This window comes from Shewanella sp. 5S214 (assembly GCF_041439795.1).
Classification (GTDB): domain Bacteria; phylum Pseudomonadota; class Gammaproteobacteria; order Enterobacterales; family Shewanellaceae; genus Shewanella; species Shewanella vesiculosa.
In genome coordinates this window covers 17,505-41,918 of sequence record NZ_JBGOOV010000026.1, presented here as the reverse complement: position 1 = coordinate 41,918, position 24,414 = coordinate 17,505, and the positions used below count along the sequence as shown (strand labels likewise).

The 24,414-nt window shown below is 42.1% G+C and carries 17 protein-coding genes; 8 read left to right on the top strand and 9 right to left on the bottom strand.

Going from position 1 to position 24,414, the window contains the following annotated elements:
* Positions 1–270: 270 nt before the first annotated feature.
* The 3 genes from ACED29_RS16285 to ACED29_RS16275 all read left to right on the top strand — a co-directional run bounded on the left by ACED29_RS16285 (position 271) and on the right by ACED29_RS16275 (position 3,976).
* Positions 271–2,424: a M3 family metallopeptidase gene (locus ACED29_RS16285; RefSeq protein ID WP_371698093.1), complete on the top strand. Its 2,154-nt coding sequence runs from the start codon at positions 271–273 to the stop codon at positions 2,422–2,424.
* A 269-nt stretch (positions 2,425–2,693) separates the two neighbouring features.
* Complete coding sequence (locus ACED29_RS16280; RefSeq protein ID WP_371698092.1) at positions 2,694–3,656, top strand: DnaJ C-terminal domain-containing protein; 963 nt, start codon at positions 2,694–2,696, stop codon at positions 3,654–3,656.
* A 2-nt stretch (positions 3,657–3,658) separates the two neighbouring features.
* Complete coding sequence (locus ACED29_RS16275) at positions 3,659–3,976, top strand: chaperone modulator CbpM (RefSeq protein WP_182697195.1); 318 nt, start codon at positions 3,659–3,661, stop codon at positions 3,974–3,976.
* Between the two features lie 101 nt (positions 3,977–4,077).
* Here the strand turns inward: ACED29_RS16275 and ACED29_RS16270 are convergent, their stop codons facing one another.
* Genes ACED29_RS16270 through ACED29_RS16255 form a run of 4 tightly spaced genes read right to left on the bottom strand, consistent with a single transcriptional unit; the run spans position 4,078 to position 7,703 of the window.
* Positions 4,078–5,205 carry an ABC transporter permease gene (locus ACED29_RS16270; RefSeq protein ID WP_182697196.1) on the bottom strand — a complete coding sequence of 376 codons (1,128 nt, stop codon included), beginning with the start codon at positions 5,203–5,205 and terminating at the stop codon, positions 4,078–4,080.
* Positions 5,195–6,112: an ATP-binding cassette domain-containing protein gene (locus ACED29_RS16265; protein ID WP_371698091.1), complete on the bottom strand. Its 918-nt coding sequence runs from the start codon at positions 6,110–6,112 to the stop codon at positions 5,195–5,197. The genes ACED29_RS16270 and ACED29_RS16265 overlap by 11 nt, the downstream gene beginning before the upstream one ends.
* The gene (locus ACED29_RS16260) at positions 6,109–7,050 is read right to left on the bottom strand and encodes an HlyD family secretion protein (protein ID WP_371698090.1); all 942 of its coding nucleotides are present in this window, start codon (positions 7,048–7,050) and stop codon (positions 6,109–6,111) included. Before ACED29_RS16260 ends, ACED29_RS16265 begins: the two co-directional genes overlap by 4 nt.
* Positions 7,047–7,703 (bottom strand): TetR/AcrR family transcriptional regulator, encoded by a 657-nt coding sequence (locus tag ACED29_RS16255; protein ID WP_124015970.1) that lies wholly within the window; start codon positions 7,701–7,703, stop codon positions 7,047–7,049. Before ACED29_RS16255 ends, ACED29_RS16260 begins: the two co-directional genes overlap by 4 nt.
* 613 nt (positions 7,704–8,316) lie before the next feature.
* On the opposite strand from ACED29_RS16255, the gene ACED29_RS16250 reads away from it, so the two are divergent.
* Positions 8,317–9,897, top strand: coding sequence for a BCCT family transporter (locus tag ACED29_RS16250; RefSeq protein WP_182697199.1), 1,581 nt, complete (start codon positions 8,317–8,319; stop codon positions 9,895–9,897).
* Positions 9,898–9,967: 70 nt separating this feature from the next.
* On the opposite strand, the gene ACED29_RS16245 is transcribed toward ACED29_RS16250, so the two are convergent.
* The 5 genes from ACED29_RS16245 to ACED29_RS16225 all read right to left on the bottom strand — a co-directional run bounded on the left by ACED29_RS16245 (position 9,968) and on the right by ACED29_RS16225 (position 18,366).
* Positions 9,968–10,684 carry a 3'-5' exonuclease gene (locus tag ACED29_RS16245; RefSeq protein ID WP_371698089.1) on the bottom strand — a complete coding sequence of 239 codons (717 nt, stop codon included), beginning with the start codon at positions 10,682–10,684 and terminating at the stop codon, positions 9,968–9,970.
* A 9-nt stretch (positions 10,685–10,693) separates the two neighbouring features.
* Positions 10,694–12,568, bottom strand: a complete 1,875-nt coding sequence (locus ACED29_RS16240) for a putative nucleotidyltransferase substrate binding domain-containing protein (protein WP_124015973.1) — start codon at positions 12,566–12,568, stop codon at positions 10,694–10,696.
* A 488-nt stretch (positions 12,569–13,056) separates the two neighbouring features.
* On the bottom strand, positions 13,057–14,220 hold the full coding sequence (gene iadA / locus ACED29_RS16235) for a beta-aspartyl-peptidase (protein WP_371698088.1): 1,164 nt from the start codon (positions 14,218–14,220) through the stop codon (positions 13,057–13,059).
* Between the two features lie 8 nt (positions 14,221–14,228).
* Positions 14,229–15,701 carry a putative basic amino acid antiporter YfcC gene (gene yfcC / locus ACED29_RS16230; RefSeq protein ID WP_371698087.1) on the bottom strand — a complete coding sequence of 491 codons (1,473 nt, stop codon included), beginning with the start codon at positions 15,699–15,701 and terminating at the stop codon, positions 14,229–14,231.
* Positions 15,702–15,771: 70 nt separating this feature from the next.
* Positions 15,772–18,366 (bottom strand): TonB-dependent receptor, encoded by a 2,595-nt coding sequence (locus ACED29_RS16225; protein ID WP_371698086.1) that lies wholly within the window; start codon positions 18,364–18,366, stop codon positions 15,772–15,774.
* A 345-nt stretch (positions 18,367–18,711) separates the two neighbouring features.
* Here ACED29_RS16225 and ACED29_RS16220 point away from each other — a divergent pair, with 345 nt between their 5' ends.
* The 4 genes from ACED29_RS16220 (at position 18,712) to proX (ending at position 24,335) form a co-directional block, all read left to right on the top strand.
* A complete protein-coding gene (locus tag ACED29_RS16220) occupies positions 18,712–20,445 on the top strand; it encodes a cyanophycinase (protein ID WP_371698085.1) in 1,734 nt (577 codons plus the stop codon).
* A gap of 754 nt (positions 20,446–21,199) precedes the next feature.
* A complete protein-coding gene (gene proV, locus ACED29_RS16215) occupies positions 21,200–22,426 on the top strand; it encodes a glycine betaine/L-proline ABC transporter ATP-binding protein ProV (protein WP_182722815.1) in 1,227 nt (408 codons plus the stop codon).
* 26 nt (positions 22,427–22,452) lie between these two features.
* The gene (locus ACED29_RS16210) at positions 22,453–23,304 is read left to right on the top strand and encodes a proline/glycine betaine ABC transporter permease (protein ID WP_182756552.1); all 852 of its coding nucleotides are present in this window, start codon (positions 22,453–22,455) and stop codon (positions 23,302–23,304) included.
* The gene (gene proX, locus ACED29_RS16205) at positions 23,301–24,335 is read left to right on the top strand and encodes a glycine betaine/L-proline ABC transporter substrate-binding protein ProX (protein ID WP_371698084.1); all 1,035 of its coding nucleotides are present in this window, start codon (positions 23,301–23,303) and stop codon (positions 24,333–24,335) included. The genes ACED29_RS16210 and proX overlap by 4 nt, the downstream gene beginning before the upstream one ends.
* The last annotated feature ends 79 nt before the right edge of the window (positions 24,336–24,414 follow it).

The following is a 24,414-nucleotide window of genomic DNA, read 5'->3' as shown; positions in this document are numbered from 1 at the left end:
GGTGTTAACTTAATTAAGTCTAAAAAACATCAATATGATATTTTCAAATAACATCATATTTTTATTCAATTCCCCGCCTACAAAAAGTGAAGTTTTACAGACAAAATTGGCTAAATTTACAGCCTTTTATGAGGTTTTTTATGTTTTACCCACCAATGTTGATTATTTCAGCCTGACTTAAGCCACAAATAATAAACTAGTCGATAACGTATTCAATGAGTTGTTTACTATGAAAAATAACAAATATTAAAAGAAGGAAGTCGTTGTTATATGAAAATCAATCTTATCGCGCTAGCCGTTGCAGGTACACTTTCAACCACCCTGTTTATCACGGGATGCCAATCAGCATCAGAAGCGGACAACAAGCAACAATTACAAGTTAGTCCACTATCCGCAAATCCTTTATTTGTTGCTAGCACATTGCAATATCAAGCCCCCGATTTTAACATTATTAAAGATGAGCATTTTCAGCCAGCACTTGAGCAAGGTATTAAAGAGCATTATCAACAAGTACTGATGATTGCTAATAATAATGATAAAGCCACTTTTGCCAACACCATAGTTGCACTGGAAACTAGCGGTGAACTACTCAATAGAGCAGCGAATGTGTTTTATAATTTAGCGAGCACAGACAGTAACCCAACACTGCGAAAAATTCAGGGTGAAATGGCACCCAAAATGGCGGTTCACTCGGATAATATCCAACTCAACTCGGCATTGTTCTCTCGTATTGACTCACTTTATCAACAACGCCAGCAGTTAGGCTTGAGCGCCGAAGAGATCCGTCTGATAGAGGTTTATCATCAGCGCTTTATCATGGCTGGCGCTAAGCTAACCGACCAGCAAAAAGCCCAAATTAGATTACTCAATGAAGAGCAATCAACACTCACCAATGAATTTAGCCAACGCCTACTCAGGCTGACGAAAGAGATTGCAGTTGTTGTTGATTCTGAAGAAGAGCTTGCAGGATTATCTGTAAATGAGCTCCGAGCAGCGAAAGCAGATGCGAGTGCACAAGGTCTTGAAGGTAAATACCTGCTAAGTATTACTAATACCACCCGCCAACCTGTATTAGCCAAGCTTGAAAATCGCGAATTGCGCCAACGTGTTTGGCAGGCTTCATCGACTCGCGGAATGAGTGGTGATAATGAAACCGCATCATTGGTGTCACGTTTAGCCCAGCTTCGTGCTGAGCGTGCAGCGCTATTAGGGTACGATAGCTGGGCGGATTATACTCTGGCACCGCAAATGGCTAAGACGCCAGAGGCGGTATATGAAATGTTTGGATCTATGGTGCCCGCTGTTGTCGCTAATACCGAAAAAGAAGCCGCTGATATTCAAATGATGATCAACAAGACTGGAGCTGATTTTACCCTAGCACCATGGGACTGGGCTTTCTACGCTGAAAAAGTACGTAAAGAGAAGTACGATCTCGACGCCGCTTCAATCAAGCCTTACTTCGAATTTAACCGTGTATTGGAAGATGGTGTTTTCTTTACCCTTGAAAAACTCTACGGCGTCACCTTCAAGCCACGTCCAGATTTACCGGTTTACCATAAAGATGTAAAAGCCTATGAAATGTTTGATGTCGATGGCAGTTCGATGGCCATCTTCTATGCCGATCACTTTGCCCGAGAAGGAAAGCGCGGCGGAGCATGGATGAGTGCATTTGTCACTCAATCGACATTACTTAACAGCAAACCTGTCGTTGTTAATGTCATGAATATCAAAAAGGCACCTGAAGGTCAGCCGACGTATGTTAGCTATGATGAAGTGACCACCATGTTCCATGAAATGGGCCATGGCACCCATGGAATGTTTTCAAAAGTCACTTATCCAAGTCTTTCTGGCACGGCTGTTACCCGCGACTTTGTTGAGTTCCCATCAACCTTCGAAGAAGATTGGGCCGCGCACCCTGAAGTACTGGCAAATTACGCTAAACACTATCAAACCGGCGAGATGATCCCAGATGAGCTACTCCAAAAGTTACTTAAGTCGCGCAGCTTTAATCAAGGTTTCGACACTCTTGAGTATATGGCGGCCGCACTGGTAGATTTAGAGTGGCATTCGTTGCCGGCAGATGCGCCGCTTCAAGATGTCGCGCAGTTTGAAGCCGCTGCGTTGAAAAAGCATGGTGTTGATATCGCTGCAGTGCCGCCACGTTATAAATCGACTTACTTTGCTCACGCATTCCCTGGTGGATACTCAGCAAGTTACTACGCCTACATGTGGAGTGAGATCTTAGCTGCTGATGCATTTGCTTATGTACAAACTCAAGGTGGATTAAACCGTGAGATTGGCATGAAATACCGCAAGACCATTCGTGAAGTGGGTAACAGTGTGCCACCGATGGAAGCTTATAAAGCCTTCCGTGGACAAGAGCCGACAACTGAGGCTCTCCTTAAACGACGCGGTTTGAACTAAACATTCACATTGCATCGACAAAAATGCCGCTAAATTTAGCGGCATTTTTAATTAAATCAATTAAATATTCTGTTTGTGTTTTGTACATCAAGCCTCAGTAAGACCTTTTTTTTTAATCAACTAATGCTGATTAAGTAACCTAAGCATAGTGTGTTAGTGTTGATCAAGATCAAGCATATTGTTGCTCTGTGAGTCTACACTCATTAATGTAGCTGTGTTTAAAGCAGTCCGACGCTCCGTTGCAAACGTGTTTTTTGTTAGGGGATAACATGAATTTTAAAGACTATTACACGGTATTAGGCATAGATCCTCAAGCGGATGATAAGGCGGTAAAAGCCGCTTATAAAAAACTCGCGGTCAAGTATCATCCCGATGTGAGCAAGCATGATGATGCAGAGGCAAAATTCAAAGAAATTGGTGAAGCTTACGCGATATTACATAACGCTAAAAAGCGTGCTGAATACGATAAAGTGCGTCAGCATCATTTAAACCGAAGCCAAAATCAATATGCAAATCACGCAGCTGGCGGCCAGGATTGGGGCCAACAGCAAAGCGATCCTCAAACGGATCAAGAATTCTCTGATTTTTTCAATTCAATTTTTGGTGGCAGGCATACAGGCTTTGATCCTCGCGGCCAATATCAAGGTCGACAGACTCAACCTGCAAAAGGCCAAGACATTGAAATGGAGTTCCCGATGTTTCTTGAAGAAACATTGGCCGACACGCTTAAGCCTGTCTCGTTTACTCTTCAACAACGCGATGCAGATGGTCATATTGTTGAACACCCCAAATCGTTAAAAGTTAACATTCCTGCCGGTGTAGCCAATGGTGAACGTATTCGTCTTAAAGGCCAAGGTGGACCGGGGCAAACCAAAGCCGACAACGGTGATTTGTATTTGAAAATTCGTTTTGCGCCTCATCCTTTATTTGATGTCGACGGGCGAGATTTAACTATTGTAGTGCCTGTAGCACCTTGGGAAGCCGTGCTGGGCACTAAGGTTAAATTACCAACATTAACAGGTCACATCCAATTAAGTATTCCTGCTAATAGTCAATCTGGACAGCGATTACGCATAAAAGGTAAAGGGTTACTGAGTAAAAAACAGCAAGGCGATTTATTTGCGCTGCTGAAAATTGTGGTGCCGACGGTATCAGATGATACCAGCAAAAATTTATGGACTGAATTAGCCGAAAAAAATACATTCGACCCTCGTGCCAGTTGGAGTAAATAACCATGCTGCAGATTAATATAAGTGAACAAGATAGTTGGTTGAGCAGTGATGAATTGTGTGAATGCAGCGATATTAGCCTGGCACTACTACTGGAGCTTGTGGAGCATAGTATTGCCATTCCACAGCAGGGGGAGGTGATAGAGCAATGGCAATTTAGTGTCGAGAATTTACATCAAGTTAAAAAAGCCACTCGTATACAACGTGATTTTGCACTTGACTGGGGTGGCGTCGGTTTAATTTTACAATTACTCAATGAAAGAGACAGATTAGAGCATGAAGTGTATACGCTAAAACAGCAACTTAACCGTTTTAAGGTATAGCCTTATGCCGCTGCCTTAGCAAGGTTAACGCGCTTTGTGCCTTTATTTGTAGATGCAAAATAAGCGCAGGCTATGTAATGCCCAACGCTTATTTTGAGTCTTTATAGATGCTTATTAAACCGTTTTGCCGCTAATAGTACCCCAAGACAGGTAAAGCCCAGTAGCCACAGTGCATCCTGGCTTAATGACATGACTTCCGCTTCTCTAAGCACAATGCCTCGTACCATACGAATAAAATGGGTTGCAGGTAAAGCTTCCGATACCCATTGTGCTCCAATCGGCATGGCTTCATAAGGAAACATAAATCCAGATAATAAAATTGAGGGCATCAACACAAAAATGGTTAATTGCATGGCTTGAAGTTGAGTTTTCGCAATAGTACTTATCACTAAGCCTAGTGATAAACTGGCACAGATAAACAAGAAAGACGCCAGTAACAAAGAGTCTAATCCACCGCGAACCGGAACAGCAAAGATCCAGTGCCCAGCGCTAAGAATAATCGCGACTTGGATGAGCCCTACCAAAATGTACGGAATAATTTTACCCAGCATCAGTTCCAGTGGCCGAACCGGAGTCGCAATTAAAAACTCCATATTTCCCAGTTCTTGCTCACGTACAATGGCCGCAGATGTAAACATAATCATTGTCATTGTTAGGATAACTGCCAGTAATCCAGGCACAATATTGACCACAGATCGCTGCTCAGGATTAAAGTATTCGACCACTTCAAATGTCGGCACACTCATGCTGGCTGAGCGGTTAGCCACTTCGTCCAACGGTAAATTCCTCAATGAGCGAATTGTTGCGGCTACCATAGTATCGGAACCGTCCAAAAGCCATTGACCTACCGGACGAGTGATTTGCGATGAACCTTGTTTGGCATCAAATGCAGGATGGATGAGTAAACGTTGAGGCAAATCAAGGGGTAAATAAAGTACGGCTTTGACTTCACCATTGGTAATCGCTTTCTCCGCTTGCTCGATAGAATAATATTGATATTGAAAATCCACTGCTTGAGTTGCGATTATCGTCTGAGTGACGGCTCGGCTATAGGTGGTTTGACTCATATCGATGATGCCTGCGGGCACATGGCGAATGTCGGTGTTAATGGCATACCCAAATAGCATTAACTGCAACAATGGGATCATCACTATCATGCCAAATGTCATCCGATCTCGAGAGAGTTGCTTCATTTCTTTGACAACAATCGCTACTAATCTATCCCACATTGCGACCTCCGGTGCTGGTGACAAATACGTCTTCAAGACTCGGACGAACAATTTCAAGCTGATATTGCTGACAAATAGAACTCAGGAACTGCAGAGGCTCCGATATCGACTCATTCACCAGGACCCTTAAGCGCGTACCAGATTGAGACGCAGAAATAATTGCATCAACAGTCGACAGTTTCTGTTTTAACTCTCTTATATTATTGCCACTGACTTCAATAACCGTGGCTCCCATTGATTGCATTAAGTCACGCGGCGTGCCATTTGCTCGTCTGATACCATTTTCAAGAATGGCTAAGTGATGACAGCGCTCAGCTTCATCCATATAGTGCGTCGATACCAAAATCGTTGTGCCACTATTACTCAGATCAAATAAATGCTCCCAAAAATCACGTCGGTTTTGTGGATCAACAGCTGATGTTGGTTCGTCAAGAAACAGCAGTTCAGGGCGGTGCATAGTGGCACAGGCCAGCGCCAAACGTTGTTTTTGTCCACCGCTCATGGTGCCTGCTAGCTGCTTTTGTTGCTGCTCGAGACCATATTGGCCCAGTAAGTCGGTTATGCGTTTTTTGTCTTTAACACTGTAGATAGCCGCCACGAAACGCATATTTTCCAATACCGTTAAATTGTCGTATAAGGAAAATTTCTGCGTCATATAGCCGATTCGGCTTTTAAGTAATTCTTCATTTCCTTGCAACGGTAAACCTAAAATGGTGGCTTCGCCCGCAGTAGGCTTTAATAACCCAGTTAACATTCTAATTAAGGTAGATTTACCACAGCCATTGGGGCCAAGAAAACCGTAAATGCTGCCTTTAGGTACCTGTAAATCGAGTTTATCTACCGCGATTAAATCGCCAAATTGACGGGTTAAGCCTTGTGTTTCGATCACATTTTCGAAGTCATTCATGGTAAACGAACCTCAACACCCAGACCATTAGGCAAGTTTACATCAATAGGTAAGTCTATTTCGGTTAAATACATTAACCTTGCTCTATCTCGTTCATTTAGAGCAAAGTAAGGTGTAAACGCTGGGCTACTTCTGATATTGCGTACCGTCCCGGTTACTGGGTGTTCATAACCATCAATCCACACCGCTACAGTGTCACCGCGGTTAATTTTACCCAGAGCCGTTGCGGGCAAATATACTCGCGCGTAAAGTCGATCACTTGCTAGCAATGTCACTAATTGCACGTTCGCTGCGACTCGATCGCCAAGTTTCCAAGGTAAAACATCTACCACTCCAGCTTTAGGGGCTCGAATGCTTAATTCGGCTAGAGATTGCTGGGCATCGGCTAATGATGCTTGCGCCGCATCAGCTTGCGCTTGTGCTTGGACGACTTCTTCGCTGCGGGTACCATTTTTAAGCTCTAACCATTGCTGTTTTGCTTGGGTTAATTGTGCAGCTGTTTGATCTTTTATTGCTTTGGCTGAATCAAAATCGGCTTTGGCGACAATTTTTTTTAACCAAAGGTCTTTCATGCGCACATAGTTTCGGTCTGCTTCTTGGGCTTGAGCTTGTACGGCAAGCATTGCTGCATTAGCGGCGGCAAGTTGCTCTAAACGAGTCCCGGTTTGCAATTGCTTAAGTTTTGCTTGGGCTTGAGTCAGTGTCGCTTGTCGTTGGTTAATAAGCCATTGCGCGTGCCGAGGATCAAGTTGAAGTAACAAGTCTCCTGCGTTGACTTGTTGTCCTTCTTTTACCTGTATCAAGCTAATCTGCTCTGTAACAGGCGCTGAAAGCATAATCCGATCCCGTTCAATTAAACCCATCGCGCGGTTACCTTCTTCAGCGGTACAGCCCACGAAGAGCAAAATAATCGGCAAGTAAATTAGATGAGGTTTCATTTTTGGACTCCTGGACCTGAAGATTCTAGAGGTGGAACTTGAAACAGTCCTTGATTCATCACCAGCATATTGTGGGCAATCAGTTGGTCTAACATAGACTCGCTCAGGGGGAGATTCATTTGTTTGAGTAATACTTTGGGAGCAATTAATGGAAAGACCATTAAGCTAATAAAGCTTAAGCGGACCCATTTGGGATCGAGCTGTGGGTTGATTTTTTGTTGGTCGGATAATTCTTTAATCCAGTCGCCTGCATAACCGAGCATTTCATGAATAACATTCGATACTATGATGAATGCCTCATCACTGGCCTGTTGATTTAATGATTGGAAAATTAGCCGAGGCAGAGCAGGAACATGTTCCATTATGCGATAATAAGCGCGCATTAATGCTTCTGGTGAGTTCTGTTGTTTTTTTAAATCATGCTTAAATACACTGGCCACAGGAGCAATGGTTTCTCTCACCATGGTTTCAAACAAACCAGCTTTAGAATCAAAGTAATAACGGATCATTGCTGCATCTACGCCAGCACGCCGAGCGAGTTCGCGAATAGACACACGATCGTAGCTGTTATGAAGAAAGCATCCTTTTGCCGCCTCTATCAGTGCCGCGCGAGTTTGTGTCTCCCCTTTGGGTCTTCCCGGTTTATCAGCCATATCAAACTCCGTTAATTCATCTATTGATGAATAATAACAAATACTGACTAAGAGAATAGGATATTAATTCCCCAATATAGGATCTCGTGCGGAATTATATTAATAAGCCGTATTTTGGTAAGACCAATAATTATCGTGCAGCAAGCTCAATAATTCATTTTATGAACTAAGCTATAATATGGTTTAAGTAATTATATTAGCGAAAAAAAATGGCCTGAATAATAATGAATATGATTAAAAGCTAACTCTCTAATGGCGCAAGAAATGAATATATTTTTCGCGTATCTTGCTGTGTGTAAAAATTAATCTTGTTGAGTTTTTAGCAGGCAAAAATCTAATAATAGTCTACTGAGGCTAAATCAACTCTTATATCCTCATAAGATCAACTATTACAATATTGAATAAAGATAATTTATAGGGAAATATATTTAATATACAGCAGTTTATTTATAATTATTTTTGATTTAGTCAGTTGTTTTTAAAGAGGATTATTTTTGTAAATATGCTTGATTTCTAAATAATCCTGAAATGATGAGCTTATTTTGTTAAAATCCCCACCAAGAACTGAATTGAGTGTCAAATTTACAGGGCTGGCGGCTCTAACAGAGGATTTATGAAGATAAATAAGGACAAATACAGTATAGATAATACCGATTATACTGTGGGGCAGGATAATATCCAAAAATGGGGCTTTGATATTCATAATTCCGTTTTTGGTATTAGTGCAGGTCTCATAGCGACCTTTTTAATTGCAATTTTAATTATTGATCCGGCAACATCAAAAGAATTTTTGGACGGTTTGAAATGGCAGATTATAGGCGCTTTTGACAGTCTATTTATGTGGTCTGCGAATTTTTTCGTGCTCTTCTGTATCGGATTAATTTTATCTCCTTACGGTAAAATTCGTTTAGGTGGCGATGATGCCAAAGCGGACTATTCTAGACTTTCTTGGATAGCAATGCTCTTTGCTGCTGGTATGGGGATTGGTTTGATGTTTTGGGGGGTTGCTGAGCCCTTAGCGTATTACACTGGTTGGTATGAAACGCCACTGAATGTGGTTGCTAATACACCTGAAGCGGCAGAGCTTGCTCTTGGTGCAACTATGTTCCATTGGGGATTACACCCATGGTCAATTTATGGCGTTGTTGCTTTGTCTATGGCTTTCTTTGCTTATAACAAAGGTTTGCCACTTTCAATACGCTCTGCTTTTTATCCTATCTTGGGTGACCGTACTTGGGGTTGGCCTGGACACATTATTGATATCTTAGCGGTATTAGCCACATTATTTGGTCTTGCAACGTCATTAGGTTTAGGTGCTCAACAAGCCGCTGGCGGATTCCAACATGTTTTTGGTATCGAAGCTGACTTAACCTTACAAATCACGATTATTGTGGTTGTCACATTACTTGCCGTTATTTCTGTGGTACGTGGTCTTGAAGGCGGTGTTAAAGTGATCAGTAACATCAATATGTTACTTGCGGTTGCTTTACTTGTGTTTGTTGCACTTGTTACTTTTGCCGTTTCCATGGGGACGATTCCGACCACGGTAATGGGCTATGTGAAAAATATTATTCCATTGAGCAATCCTATCGGTCGTGAAGATGAAGCTTGGATGCATGGTTGGACTGTGTTTTATTGGGCTTGGTGGATTTCTTGGTCTCCGTTTGTGGGTATGTTTATTGCCCGTATTTCACGCGGCAGAACCGTACGTGAATTTCTGGCCACTGTATTGATTGTTCCAACTGTAGTAACCATTTTATGGATGTCTGTATTTGGTGGTATCGCTATCGATCAAGTGATCAATAATGTCGGTACATTGGGCAGCAAAGGGCTAACAGAAGTGCCATTAGCTATGTTCCAAATGTTTGATTCGTTGCCATTAGGTAATCTGTTATCAATGCTGGCGGTACTTTTAGTGTTGGTGTTCTTTATTACCTCTTCTGATTCAGGTTCACTTGTTATCGACAGTATTACTGCTGGTGGCAAAATAGATGCTCCGATCCCACAGCGTATTTTTTGGGCTGTCATCGAAGGTGCTATTGCTGCGGTATTATTGTGGGTTGGTGGTACTGAAGCGATTGAAGCATTGCAGGCCGGCGCGATATCAACAGGATTACCGTTTACCATTATTCTGTTAATCATGTGTGTCAGCTTGCTGTTAGGCATGCGCACCGAGAAACATAATAAAGGCTAGTCTTAATCTGTAACAAAAAGCCGATGTTTAACTCATCGGCTTTTTTTATGGGTAATGGTTATCGGTGAGACTATAGCCACAATTTTCGAATTTCAGTATCAGAGCTAAAATGATAGTTAATTTGTGCCTGTAGTAACTCGGCAGTGGCAATCGCGTCGGTTAAGGCATCATGAGGTGCATAAGCGGGTAAGTTGTAACGCTCTCGAGTATTAGCCAGTCGAATTGACACCTTGTGTTTGGGTTTAAAAAAACTCAATATTCCCTGAGATTTAGCCCGTTGTAAATTAGCTTCAATTTGCATGGTATCAATCACTGGGAAGACAATGCCTTCATTAATCAACAGTCGTAAAGCGTGATCCAGAAAGTCACGTTCAATATGGCGATAATGTACCACGACCACTTTACCTGCCAGTTCATCTAAAAGCTGCTCTAAAATCAGTAACAGATCAGGTGCTCCTTGTAAATCGGAGTGGGTAATACCATGGATAATAATCGAGTTTTCTTGGAGTTTATCTTGTGGATTTAGATACCATTTTTTGGCTTTACGGCAAAAAATTCGCCGTAAATTAAACGGCACTAGACCAATACTAATAATACTATTTTGCTGCGAATCTAGGCCAGTAGTTTCAAAATCAAGCGCGACAAATTCAATGTCGCTCAATGGAGTTTCATTGCAGTAGGTACTCGCTTGATAAAAATCATATAGGCGTCGATCTTTACTGTTTTTTGCTTTTAATTTAAGCAACGCTGCCCAGTTTAAAATTTCGTTATCGCTGAAATTGGTCATGAGTTAGCCTTAAAGTTTGTTGGCTGTATAACGATATTTTAAAAAGTTTTGCGCATTACTTAACACTAAAAAAGCATCTTTAAGGTTGCGTCGCTCAAAATCAGACATACTTTCTGGTTCAATATTATTATCAGGCTCAATACCAGATTCGATATCTGACGACTGATGGCGCAAGCGAACCAGAGAGATAAGCTCCATGGCATGTTGTAAATCCTCACCTTTTGAGGTGGGCAGAATACCCGCTTCGATAATATCTTCTAAGCGTTCAAATGAGTTTTGTGATTGCGAACCGATGGCCAAGGCATGTACTCGAATTAAATCCGCCAATGGTGCAGTACCACGACGTTTTAAATTAATCGAGTTATTGTGGCGACCATCTTTTTCCATTACAAAATCTTTAAAAAATCCCAGCGGAGGTTTACGGTTAAGAGCATTGTGTGCCAAGCAGGCTAAGAAGCGGTTGTTTTTCTTTGCTTTTCTAAGAATAAATGCATTTAACTGCTCAGCCCATTTGATGCGGCCATAGACACCGGTAAGGTCAAAGAAAATTGAGCAATTTAATAACGCTTGTGGATTAGGATTGTCTATCCAGTCACCGAAACATTCTTCCCACTGCGCACGTGTTTTGCGGTTCTCTGGGTTGCTGGCCATAATATCACCGGTGCAATAGCTGTAGCCGCAGGCGGCTAAACCATCACAGACAAAGTTTGCTAGCTGTTCAAAGTAGGCACCATGCAAGGCGACTTGATAACTATTGTCGAGAATAATGGCATTGTCTTGGTCGGTGACCATCAGCTGCTCATCACGGGCCATCGACCCCAGTGCTAAAAAGCAGTAGGGCACAGGTGGCGGGCCAAATTTTTCTTCCGCCAGTTCTAACAAACGCTGTTTAAAGTTACGGCCAATTTCAGACATCGCCCGACCAACCATGTGGGAGTTGGCATCTTCATTAACCATACGCACAAAACAATTTTTCAGCTGTGCAGAAAGAAACACTAAATCTTCGCTACTTTTTTGCTGAAAAATACTGCTGACAAATAACAAACTATTTTGTGATTCGTAACGGATAATATCCGCAACTTCGATCAGTCCAATGGGTTTTTTATTCTTTAAAATAGGCAGATGGTGAATGTTATTACGCAACATAAGCAGCATGGCTTCAAAGATATATGCGTTATGATCCAGTGAAAACAACTGAGTCGTCATGACTTGTGAGATAGGATTGTCAACATTGATGCCTGCAGCAATTACATTTGCACACAAATCGTGCTCAGTAATAATGCCAACGAAACTGCTGTCTTGTTGATTTTCTATCGTCGGATCATTAATTAATACTGCAGAAATATTCTCGTCGGCCATAATTTTGGCCACTGCTTGGATTGTCGTATTACAGGGAAGCACCAGAGCCTCTCGGGTCAGTAAGGTTTTCACCTTAGATGTGGTCAGCGCATTGTCACTGGTTTTACCTTTTACCGCCTGTTTTAAACGCGTGGTATCTTCAACCTCTACAAAATCGGCGAAATCGTCGTAATGTTCGCACAAATCAGTAAATACTGACTCTGGAATACAATATAGCAGGGTATCTTTTACCGCTTTGGCTGGAAAACGAACTTTATTATTAGTCAGTAAACCCATTTGGCCAAATAATTGCCCTTGATCGAGGCGATTATACAATTCACCTTTACGGCGATATAGCTCAACCACTCCGCTGCGGATCATATACAGTTCGGTAATGTTATCGGTGAAATTAACTATCATGCTATCGGTACGGTAATAAGAAATTTCAACGCTTTTGGCAACTTCAATGATGACTTGTTCAGGAAGCTGATCAAAGGGAGCGTACTGGGCAATAAAGCTTTGAATTTCGAGTAGTTCGGCTGACATAAATAGGCCTGCTAATATGTGATGACTGAGCTTCGTTGATAGTATTTAAATGCAAATCTATCAACGCGAAAATAGTGGCGTCTATCGTTGTTGATGAATATTGAGTCTGCTTAGTGGTGATGTTATTGCAGATAATAAGTAAACAATAGGTAAAGACAAACGATAGTCAATTTGGAAGTCTCATTCTATCACTGCTGTGCTTGTGTTGTAACAAAAGCTGCTACCTGCTGTTGAACAATACCGATATAGCTAACCGTACTGGGTTTGCTTGATTGTATTTTAAGCACCTTTGTGGTGATTGATACCTAGGTTGCTGCTTGTTTATTTAACATGATGGGACAAAAAGATCACTAAAATATGAGAATACTAAAATATGAGATCACTAAAACATGAGATCACTAAAAACATAAGATGAATCACGCGACTCTTATACTTACTGTGCCCGGGTTAACAGGCACTGTGTTATTGAGAGAGATATTTATAATCGCTTAAAACGGTATTTTCAATTGAGATACGCCGTCACAATAGACTCGTTCGCCTTTACTGTATACCGCCTCTATTGCCAATGTATGTGCATTAAGTAGATTAATATCGGCATCCAACCCAGCTGCGATACAGCCTTTAGCCTTAAGCTGCAAAATGCTCGCAGGGGACAGAGTTATCGACGTCAAAGCATCTTCAATTGACACGTCAAACTGTTTTACTGCGTCAACCATAGCTTGATGAAGACTGCAGACTTGACCCACTTGTAAATCGATTAATTTACCTAAGTGATCAAATACCGGCAAACTCGCATTACCATCGGAGCTCATGGTGATTTGGTGCACAGGTACTCCCTGTTTTAACGCTAAGGCTAATGCTTGTGCGGCCGGTATTTCGCCTTGCTCAATAATTTGCGTTGTTGTACTGGTAGTAAAGTCGATATAGCCCCCTTTGGTGGTAAATTCAATCCCAGCCTCAAACAAGGCGCGACTGCGATTAATATGGGTTGGATAGTACTGGGTGATAGGAATATCAAATTGTGCAATAACATCATAAAGCAAATCTAGGCGACTGTTTTCATCGCCTAAATGAACACTTACAATTCCTGCTTTTCCCGCTAACATGCCGGCGACTCTTGCTTCAGATGTCAACCTTGCCATTTCATGAGCGGTTAATTGAGAACTTCTGTGATCAGCAATGGCCACCTCTCCAACACCAATAAACTTCTCAATAAGCATGATATCGTGTTTCATGGATTGAGTGACTGTCACCATAGGATAATGGTAAGAACCTGTATAGCAGTAAACCGATATGCCTTGCTCTTCTAAGGCATAGGCTTTGGCGAGTAAGTTCTCTAAACTTCGGGTTTGTGCATCTGTTCCCAGCACTCCAATTACAGTCGTCACGCCGCCTTTTATGGCTTCATTAATATGCATCTCCGGGGTGCGAGTGGTATAACCGCCTTCACCACCACCACCGGTAATATGCACGAGTGAATCAACAAAGCCTGGAGTTAAAATAAGTCCATCAGTTTGGATCACTTCAACAAATGAGCTGGCGATTAAGTTGATGTTGTCTTCAACGGCAATAATTTTATCACCAGCAATCAGCACATCTTTTTGACCAAGATATTGGGGTGCATAAACGTGAGCAGATTTAAATAATTTCATGAAATTCCTTAACTGAGATTAATGCTTACGGCAATCACGATGAATGAGATTGATATCACTGCCAGTAACAACATAAATCGCCATATAAATTTAGCCCACACAAACCAGTCTACTTTTGCTACACCTAGACAACCAATTAATGCAGCGGATGTGGGGATAATAATATTAGTGAGACCGTCACCGAGTTGAAAAGCTAATACTGCAATTTGCCTTGGTAAACCTAAAATATCTGATAACGGTGCCATAATGGGCATGGTTAACGCAGCTTGGCCTGACCCCGAAGCGATGAAGAAATTAAATACCGATTGAAATAAGTACATACAAACGGCGGAGATGGTTTCTGGCAAATCGCCTAAAAACAAGCCGGTATAGTAAAGCAGGGTGTTTAACACTGAGGGTGTATTAGCTTGATCGCCACCTAATATAATGACAATGCCTTTTGCCATCCCTACAATCATTGCCGCTGGCAATAATTCCATTGCGCCTTTTTTAAATGCATCAGCAACAGCATTGACCTTAAGTCGGCCGCTAAAAATAGCAATAATGCCAACTAAGCAACCAAGAGTAAAAAACTGGCTTGCCAGTTCAGGAATATAGTATCCACGGGCGATAACCCCCCAAATAACCCAAACAATACCGAGTGCAAAGGTGGTTAAGATAAGGATATCGGTTAGAGTGATATTTGCTTTTAAGGTATTTTCAGCGCTGGAGTCAGTGTCGCTATGGATTGTTAGATGACCATCAAGATGATCATCTAATAACCCACTATTGTGCTTTACCTGTTTGGCATACCGCATCGTAAACACCACACCAACAAGTGTGAAGATACACCACATGACGACTCTAAACTGCAAGCCAGACATTAAAGGTAAATCAGCGATACCCTGTGCTATGGCAACACTAAATGGGTTCATCCACGAGGCGGCAAAACCAATTTGTGTCGCGACATAAGTGACTAACACGGTCACAATACCGTTGTAACCAATCGCCCGCATTAATGGCAGCAAGACGATACAAAATGCTATGGCTTCTTCACCCATACCAAAAATAGCGCCACCAGCAGAAAACAACACAAATAAAATAGGAATAAAGGCTAATTCAAACTTTTGCGTTTTAGCGATGAGCGCTAAAATACCATTGTCTATGGCCTGTGTTTGCATGATGATGCCAAAGGCTCCCCCGGTAATAATGATAAACATCATTACGCCAATAGACGATCCCCACTTATCTCCAGAAACCATGCCTTCAAAGGCAAAATTTAGAAATCCAATTTCGCCATGTTCAGCAAATAAAGGCACACCTTGGTACTGGCTTGCAAATTGAAAACTCCCGGCAACTAATTCAGATTTGTTTGTGTGTGGATTGATCGTAACTTCAAAAAAACCGGCTGGTATAAAGTGAGTTGCGATTGCTGCAAACATCACAACAAAAAATAAAATGATAAATGCATCAGGCATTTCTCGAACAGTTTGTGGCTTCATATTGTTATACTTTTTCACCGAAAAGAGAGAAACGTTGGTCGTTTATGGACAACGACCAACGCAGATTTACTTAGAATTTAAAAGTATATCGGACATTCCAACGACGGCCGAGCCAATCATGAATTGAACTGGCGTAACCGTTAGTCGGTGACGATGCATAGGGTGGTTGTTCATCAGTGAGATTACGAACCGAAAACAACAGTGCATGCTGTGGCGAGAAATCATATCCCAAGCTGGCACTAAAGGTTAACCAATCATCCACGGTTTCGTTATCAAATTTAAAGTCACCATCACCAAGTGAACTAATATAGTGGCTCGACACACTGGCATTCCAATCATCTAGCTGCCAATCAGCGCCAAAATCAAGTACGCTTTCTGGTCTGGCTATTTCAGATGCACCACTGAGTTTACCCAGTAAATCTTCAACAGGAGTTGTCGGAGACACTTGTCGTTCAAATGAGAAAGTTTCAGTACCCGTGAAATAGAATGAAAAATCACCCATATTGCTCGTTTGAAGACGATAGTTAATTTTATAATCTATGCCATCGGTACTTTGGTTACCAACATTAAAGTAACCAGTGCGTAAAAAGCTAATGTCGCCTTGACCATCGACAACACAACCAAAATTATCACCTAAGTCACCGATATTGTTCACCACATTAGCTGGGTTTTTAATACACGAATCTAAGGTAGTATTGGCATCAATATCAACAATGTCATCGTGTTCATAGCGCCAATAATCAAGAGTGAATTGTAAATCATCTGTGGTATTCCAAGACAATCCTACATTCATCGCCTGTGATTTTTCAGCCTGCAGATTTTTATTGCCTATGGTTTCTTGATCAAATTCTAACTCGCCGTAATCAGCCCCCGCAACACCACAAAGTGCATTATATGGCTCGCCTGCACCACAATTAATATATTGGCTACCCAAAGATGTTCCCGCACCTAACTGCGATAGAGATGGTGCCCGAAAACCTGTACTCCATGAAGCGCGCAAGACAAGGTCATCAAAAGGATTGTATCTCAGTGATACTTTAGGATTAATATCGCCGCCAAAATCACTGTAATGGTCATAACGCAAAGCCGCGATGACATCCAGAGAATCGAAAATCGGGAAGTTAAATTCACCGTATGCTGCATATTGTGTTCTGTCTGCAGCTGCATCACTGGCTCCAAGACCAATAATGTTGTTATTAACCGCATTGAGTGACGGTGTGTCTGAGATATCTTCTTTTCTAAATTCGCCACCAAAAACAGAGCTTATTACGCCCGCGGGTAATTCGAATAAATCGCCTGAAAAGTTAAAGTCGACTGATAATACCTCTGACTCACCTTTGCGCACGCCAGGATCCCTTAATGCAGCAATTTGTTGTTGTGTATTATCAAGCCCAAGATTAAACGGATTAAAACTGCCATTTGCGATTGCTGCATCGAGTAAGTCGCCATTCATATAACCAGAAGTATTGCTAATCTCGTTAATCGACTTTCCGTAACTCAACGCCGTTTCCCAGCTCCAATCGTCCCATTCTCCGCGAAGACCAGATAACACACGATAACTTTGAGTATCATATTGCTGAATTCGACGTTCAGGGAAGCGGGTTCTTACGGTAATAGAATCACTTACTGTGCCATCAAGTAAGTCTATATCGCGCAGATACTGTGGAACATTAGTGGAATTACCATCGATATAAGTAGTATAGCCAGCGGGGGCTTCGTAAGATGATCCGGTATTTTTCTGGTACATTGCTTCAGCAAACAATGTCATCCCATTATCTAATCGATAAAGGTGATTTAACGTGGTGCCTATATTCTCATAATCTGGTTGAATTGCTCGTTGGATAACATAGTCATAATTACATCGACTACCATCTTGTTGAGTATCGTCACCACACCATGATTCAGCATAATCATTACCATCTATCGACACTCGTGTACTTGATTCATAGGTAACATTAACCGCTCTGTCGCTATTAAATATGGCATTACGAGTCGCATAATCTACCACTACTGTGGTGTTGCTATTGGTTGTTTCAAAGCCTCCTGCATAGGTAAGGTTGGTGCGACTTGCATCGTGGCTTGATGTGTCGTCTCCATACTGAGCGCTAAATTCATGACCGACAAAATCTTTACGTAAGATAAAGTTAATCACCCCAGCGATGGCATCAGATCCGTAAATGGATGATGCGCCATCTGTTAGTACATCAATACGTTCAATGGCAGACAGTGGAATGGCATTAACATTCACAAATGAATCAGAACCATTGGAGAACGAATCAACCGCAACACGGCGGCCATTAATTAATACTAGGGTAGAACTGGATCCAAGACCACGTAAGCTGACACCAGACGAGCCTGCTGGGGCACCATCTGCACCGGCAACGCCACCGGTTTCTGAAAAGGTCCCAGCGCTGGAGGCTTGTGGTAAATCCCGAAGAAATTCGCTGACCGATCCATAGCCTTTTTTAGTGATGTCATCGTGAGTAAAGCTTTGTAATGGATTAGCGCCTTCCATATCAACGCCTTTTAATCTTGATCCGGTAACACTGACCCGTTCTACTTTTTTGACCTCTGTTTGAGTGTCATTTAATTCATTGCTAACAGCACTTGCAACAGGTGATAACGCTACGCCAAATGCAGCGCATAATAATACTGAACTTCTCATGATAAGCTCCCGAGATATCTCTTATTGTATTTTTTTAGATGCAGACAAACTGCGCGTGAGTCAATACGCGTGGCATGTAAGAATATGCAGATGCACTACATCAATTAAGTTTTGAGAGGGGGAGTAATGACAGCAAGACAAGACTCCACCGAACACTATTGTATTCAGTGGTTTATTCGTCCCACCATTCAGACAAATACCATGTGCGGTAATGGTATCTTTGGAAAATTGTTGCCATTAGAATCATGTTATAAACTATGAGCTATTGTTGTTGACCTGTTAAGAGGCTATCCGTAAGATAGGTGCTGAGTCAATACATGGCAGAAACTTTTTTTGAGTACTACCATGAAAATTTCGATTAAACCTAATTTCAATGCCTTATCTTGTCTATTATTTAGCTTGTTAATCAGTACTTTGTTGCTGTCGTTATACAGTTCAATGGCGCTGGCTAGTACTGCTGTCAATACCGATGCTACTCCGCCGGTTCAAACTTTCGATTTAATGATGGTTGGCGGTGGGTTGGTCACTTGCAGTTCTTTATCTAGACAAAACTGTGTGCCTGGCAGTCAATTTACTGCTGATGCAAAACAAACCTCTGTTTATCGATTAACGCATTCTGCACTCGAGCGAGCCTTTAAACATCCGAGTTTATCTGGGTTAACAGCACCTCAAAAAGCTATATTGCTCCATGCCAGTCAGCAGCAGGGTAATGCGGGTTCTAGTTTGAGCTATCAAGCATTTTATGATGCCATCTCTGCTGTTGAAAAAGATTTTTTAACGGATTTAAACGATCAAGTTTATTATGCTTTATTGGATTTACTTGAAGATGAACAAGCCATTACCTCGGGTATCAATCGCCAAGAACATGTGATGCTGAGTGCGACCCAGAACCAATATGGCGCGCAGATATTCTCTTTGTTTACTCAGCAAGCATTGCTAAAAAAACAACAACGGCAGCCGCAAGCTAAGCGGCCATTAATCGCCGTAGTTACCGCATCTGCAAGAGATCCTTTTGAATCAATTGATTTCTATACTCAAGTTTTTGAGCAAGCCGGTGCGGATGTTATCTGGCTGCCTTTAGATAGCGCATTACAAGCCGCTATAGCACAACAACAATGTGATCAGTTACCTGCATTGCGCGAAAAAATTCAAGGTAATGTCGATCGCGCGCGATTGTATCCGGTTGCTACCGCATTACAACAATCCATGTGTGTATCTCCTGATTCTCTTTACCAGCAACTGCTTAATATTGATGGCTTATTTCTTAATGGTGGTGATCAACGTTTAACATTATCAGCTTGGTTAACACCACAGAAAAAGCCAAGTAAAGCGCTTGATATTATTAAACAAAGATTACAACAACATCAGATTGTGATTGGTGGCACGAGTGCAGGAACGGCAGTAATGACAGCTCAATATATGGTCACAGGCGGCACAAGTCATGGCGCATTAACCTATGGCGTGTTGGCTGCCGAGGCGCCAAGTGAGCGATGTGAGGAGAGTCATTGTCAGTCAGACATTCCGGCTACTGCGGTTACATATTCCACCGCGGGAGGATTAGGTTTTTTTCCATTTGGAGTCACTGATACCCATTTCTCACAGCGTGAGCGGCAAGTGAGGTTATTCATGCTAAGTGCCTTGTCTGAAAATAAATTAGGCTTTGGAGTTGATGAAAATACCGCACTGTTAGTTGATCTTCGCAATCACAAAGTATCTGTTGTTGGCGAGCATGGTGTTTGGGTAGTGGAACAATCTCATGTAACTCAAACACCACTATCTTACTCAGGAGTCATGCATTACTTAACCGCGGGCGATAACGCAAAAGTAGATGTAGTCACGCAATCGTTAAACCATATTCAATTATTAAGCGCTGATAAGACGATCAATAAGCAAGCCGATGTTAAGCGAGAGTTTAATGCTTGGGTTGATAAAGCCTGTGTAGATGGCCAAAATGATATTGATCTTGGCCAAGCTAAATTGATTATTAAACCCCAATCACAACAAGAATGTGATCAAATTAAGCGTAATGGTCAACATTATCAAAATATAAATATACAGCTCATTTTAGTTAATCATTAATCTGTTTTTATGCCCTTTATTTAAGCCATATTTTGGACTTAATTGGGTTATGTTAGCGAGACTGATAACTAAATTTCTACATATAATCTATCAAGGTTTTTATCCCCCTTAAAGGTTAGCTAACCTCATCTGTTGATGTGAATCCCTAGCAGTATTGTGTTGGGGATTTTTTTAGACAAAATTCTGATTTTATTGGCTGATATTTAAGTTAATCCATTTTTAATGCTGCTATCAAAGCGAAATTGCGACAATGAATCACGTTGTTTTAACTTACTGATCAATAAGCTTTCATCCTCATTGTCGCAGTAGAGGCCATATCAATTATTGGATCAAATCGATTCGTCATCACCGCATAAGACACTTGCTCTTGTAAACAAAAATAAGCACCGACTGCATTCAATTTTACAGCGCTATCTGCCTAGCGGTTAGCCAGTCAACACTAAGCCAAAATGCTTAACACAATAGTGACAAATAACGCCCATGAAGAAAGTGATACCGGTGAGTGAATCAGTAGCAATGATCCTAAGTTAAAACGTTGTCAATCTGCTCGGAATTTTTACAATTAAATTCAATGATTTATGTCTACTTTTAAAAACGCTAACGTTGACAGGGCGATCGCTTAGGGACTACTGTATAAAATATACCACGAAAATGTGTGGTAAATATTTAACAGCGCAGGATCTATTCATGTGCTTTTTATGTAGCGTTAGTGCAAAAAAGCCGAACGGCGTAAAAAAGCGTCATGGAAATTGGTATGGAAAAAATAGAGATAAAAAACCTTTATAAGGTTTTTGGTTCTGAGCCTCGCAAGGGGGTGAAATTACTTGAACAAGGGAAAAGCAAAGAAGAGATTTACGAACAAACAGGACTAACGGTTGCCGTACAAGGTGCCAGTTTTGTTGTCAATAAAGGTGAGATTTTTGTGGTTATGGGGCTATCCGGCTCAGGAAAATCAACCCTAGTAAGAATGTTAAACAGGCTTATTGAACCCACATCGGGAGAGGTGTTGGTTGATGGCCAAAATATCCTCAACATGAATAAGGATGAACTGGTCAAGTTTCGCAGAAGTAAAACCAGTATGGTGTTTCAGTCCTTCGCGCTTATGCCCCATCAAACAGTGTTAGAGAACGCCGCGTTTGGCCTCGAACTTGATGGCATGGATAAAAAACAGCGTGAAGAACGAGCCCTAGATGCTTTAAAACAAGTCGGACTCGAAGGCTTGGAGAAGGCCTATCCCAATGAGTTAAGTGGCGGTATGCAGCAGCGAGTAGGATTAGCGCGAGGCTTAGCGGTAGATCCTGATATCTTGCTCATGGATGAGGCATTTTCGGCGCTTGATCCGCTTATCAAGACAGAGATGCAAGATGAACTGCTGAAACTGCAAGATCGTCATGAACGCACCATCATTTTTATCTCCCATGATTTAGACGAAGCATTACGCATTGGCGACCGAATTGCCATTATGCAGGGCGGCAGAGTGATTCAGGTGGGGACACCAGAAGAAATTCTGCAAAATCCAGCAGATGATTATGTACGTGCATTTTTCCGTGGTGTGGATCCAACCGGTGTTATCTCCGCTGGGGACATTGCCCGCGACAGTCAACCAACCGTTGTTTGGCATACTAAAGCAGGTAGCCCACGCGCCACCCTAGAAATGTTGAGTATTAAAGATCGCGAGTTTGCCTATGTACTTGACTCAGAGCACCGCTTTTTAGGTGTGGTCTCCTCAGACTCCCTGCGCGACGCTATTGACCAAGGAAATGGTGCCAGCAAACTTGAGCATGCTTTTCTAACAGATGCTAAATCAGTTCAAGAAACAGATAGTCTTCAGGATATCTTATCCCTGGTCGCCTCCCATTCTTGGCCTATTCCCGTTGTAAACTCAGAAAGTAGATATCGCGGCGTTGTTTCTAAAAATCTGTTTCTTCGTACCTTAAACCGTGCAGAGAAGGGGACTTATTTTGAGCAGTCAGCATCTTAGAATATTAGCTTCAGGAGTTTTAAATCATGTTCAGTTTTGATGAAAGAGTGATTCCTTTAGATGTTTGGATCACCAATTTAGTTAACTGGTTGGTTGAAGGCTATCGATGGTTTTTTCAACTGATCAAATGGCCTGTCGACTTTATTTTGTCTGGTGTGTCAGATGGTTTACTGGCAACTTCACCTCTGCTTGTTATTGCCCTGTTTGGTGTCATTGCTTGGCGAGTGTCTGGTCTAAAGCTGGCTGCCTTTACGCTGTTATCATTGGTGCTCATCGGTCTACTCGGTTTCTGGTCAGAAACCATGATAACCCTCGCCATGGTCTTTTCATCCGTGGTGTTCTGCACCCTTGTTGGTGTGCCATTTGGGATATGGGCTGGACGCAGTGATCGTGTTAACAACATTCTACGACCCATTTTGGACGCGATGCAAACGACGCCAGCCTTTGTCTATTTGGTCCCCATTGTGATGCTTTTTTCTATTGGCAACACAGCGGGCGTTCTGGCGACCATCATTTTTGCCCTGCCACCCTTGGTGAGATTAACCAGTCTCGGTATTAGGCAGGTACACCCAGAGTTAGTCGAGGCTGCGCTCGCCTTTGGGGCAACAAGCTCGCAGGTTTTACTTAAAGTTCAGATACCACTTGCTTTACCGACCATCATGGCGGGCCTGAATCAGACCATCATGATGTCGCTCTCCATGGTGGTAATCGCCGCAATGATTGGCGCAGGCGGCCTTGGGGCACCTGTCGTTCTGGGCTTAAATACACTTGATATTGGTTTGGCCACGGTGGGCGGTCTAGCGATTGTTTTATTAGCAATCATTCTCGATAGGATCACCCAATCAATGGCAACCAAAAAAAATAAGGACGTAAAATGATACTTAAAAAAGTAATACTGAGTGCAGCGTTAGCTGCAATGACAGTGACGGGATCAGCAGCGCTTGCTGATACTCTCAAACCAGGGGAAGGGATAACCGTTAAACCCGCTCGGGCGACATGGGACACAGGTTTTTTTCAGGAAGCACTTGTTCGCCGGGGTCTTGAAACGCTTGGGTATGATGTCGAAAAGCCTAAAACGCTGGTTAACCCCATTTTTTACAAAACCGTCACACTCGGTGATATTGATTACTGGACCAATGGTTGGTTTCCAATGCATAACGATCAGCTACCGAGCAATTTCGACGAGAAAGCCGAAAAGGTGGGTTATGTTATTAAAGCCGGTGGATTAGGCGGATATTTAGTCTCTAAAAAAGAAGCCGATAAATATAATATTACCTCTCTTGCAGATTTTAAACGCCCTGAAGTGAAGAAAGCATTCGATACTAATGGAGATGGTAAAGCGGATTTGACTGCATGTCCTCCTGGTTGGGGATGCGAGAAAATCATCACCCATCATATGGATGTTTACGGTCTAAAAGATTCGATTAATCCGGTGAAAGCAGCTTATGCAGCCGGAATGGCATCCGCTATGGCGGGTTATAAAAATGGTGGTCCGATATTTTTCTATACTTGGGCGCCTAACTGGACCATTTTTAAAATGAAGCCAGGTAAGGACGTAGTGTGGATAAACGTGCCTGAAATTAATCCGACTAAAGCTCAAAGTTCAGCTGTTGAACGAATGACGGTACAGGGGCTTGAAGGCGCGGTTTCTGATCCGGTAAAACTGGGGTTTGTTGCTTCTGATATTCAGATTGTTGCCAACAAAAAATTCACTAAACAAAATCCTGCTGCAAGGAAGTTTTTTGAGGTATTTACACTGCCATTGGCTGACATCAATGAGCAGAATACTCGTATGAACGATGGCGAAAAGAGCAAGAAAGATATTCAACATCATGTAGATGGGTGGATTACTAACAACCAAGAAAAATGGAACGGTTGGCTTACTGAAGCACGAAATGCGGCTAAATAGTCTCAAGCTTTAATAATATATAAGTAACCCGGCGTACGCTTGTTGTACTTCCGGGTTGTTTTTTATACTTATGATTAAA

What these genes read in the sequence shown, in the direction of transcription:
- ACED29_RS16245 (WP_371698089.1), bottom strand. Translation starts at nt 10,684, where the DNA reads ATGACCAATTTCAGCGATAACGAAATTTTAAACTGGGCAGCGTTGCTT.
- ACED29_RS16210 (WP_182756552.1), top strand. Translation starts at nt 22,453, where the DNA reads ATGTTCAGTTTTGATGAAAGAGTGATTCCTTTAGATGTTTGGATCACC.
- ACED29_RS16285 (WP_371698093.1), top strand. Translation starts at nt 271, where the DNA reads ATGAAAATCAATCTTATCGCGCTAGCCGTTGCAGGTACACTTTCAACC.
- ACED29_RS16275 (WP_182697195.1), top strand. Translation starts at nt 3,659, where the DNA reads ATGCTGCAGATTAATATAAGTGAACAAGATAGTTGGTTGAGCAGTGAT.
- ACED29_RS16250 (WP_182697199.1), top strand. Translation starts at nt 8,317, where the DNA reads ATGAAGATAAATAAGGACAAATACAGTATAGATAATACCGATTATACT.
- proX (WP_371698084.1), top strand. Translation starts at nt 23,301, where the DNA reads ATGATACTTAAAAAAGTAATACTGAGTGCAGCGTTAGCTGCAATGACA.
- ACED29_RS16220 (WP_371698085.1), top strand. Translation starts at nt 18,712, where the DNA reads ATGAAAATTTCGATTAAACCTAATTTCAATGCCTTATCTTGTCTATTA.
- ACED29_RS16240 (WP_124015973.1), bottom strand. Translation starts at nt 12,568, where the DNA reads ATGTCAGCCGAACTACTCGAAATTCAAAGCTTTATTGCCCAGTACGCT.
- ACED29_RS16270 (WP_182697196.1), bottom strand. Translation starts at nt 5,205, where the DNA reads ATGTGGGATAGATTAGTAGCGATTGTTGTCAAAGAAATGAAGCAACTC.
- proV (WP_182722815.1), top strand. Translation starts at nt 21,200, where the DNA reads ATGGAAAAAATAGAGATAAAAAACCTTTATAAGGTTTTTGGTTCTGAG.
- ACED29_RS16265 (WP_371698091.1), bottom strand. Translation starts at nt 6,112, where the DNA reads ATGAATGACTTCGAAAATGTGATCGAAACACAAGGCTTAACCCGTCAA.
- ACED29_RS16280 (WP_371698092.1), top strand. Translation starts at nt 2,694, where the DNA reads ATGAATTTTAAAGACTATTACACGGTATTAGGCATAGATCCTCAAGCG.
- ACED29_RS16255 (WP_124015970.1), bottom strand. Translation starts at nt 7,703, where the DNA reads ATGGCTGATAAACCGGGAAGACCCAAAGGGGAGACACAAACTCGCGCG.
- iadA (WP_371698088.1), bottom strand. Translation starts at nt 14,220, where the DNA reads ATGAAATTATTTAAATCTGCTCACGTTTATGCACCCCAATATCTTGGT.
- yfcC (WP_371698087.1), bottom strand. Translation starts at nt 15,701, where the DNA reads ATGAAGCCACAAACTGTTCGAGAAATGCCTGATGCATTTATCATTTTA.
- ACED29_RS16225 (WP_371698086.1), bottom strand. Translation starts at nt 18,366, where the DNA reads ATGAGAAGTTCAGTATTATTATGCGCTGCATTTGGCGTAGCGTTATCA.
- ACED29_RS16260 (WP_371698090.1), bottom strand. Translation starts at nt 7,050, where the DNA reads ATGAAACCTCATCTAATTTACTTGCCGATTATTTTGCTCTTCGTGGGC.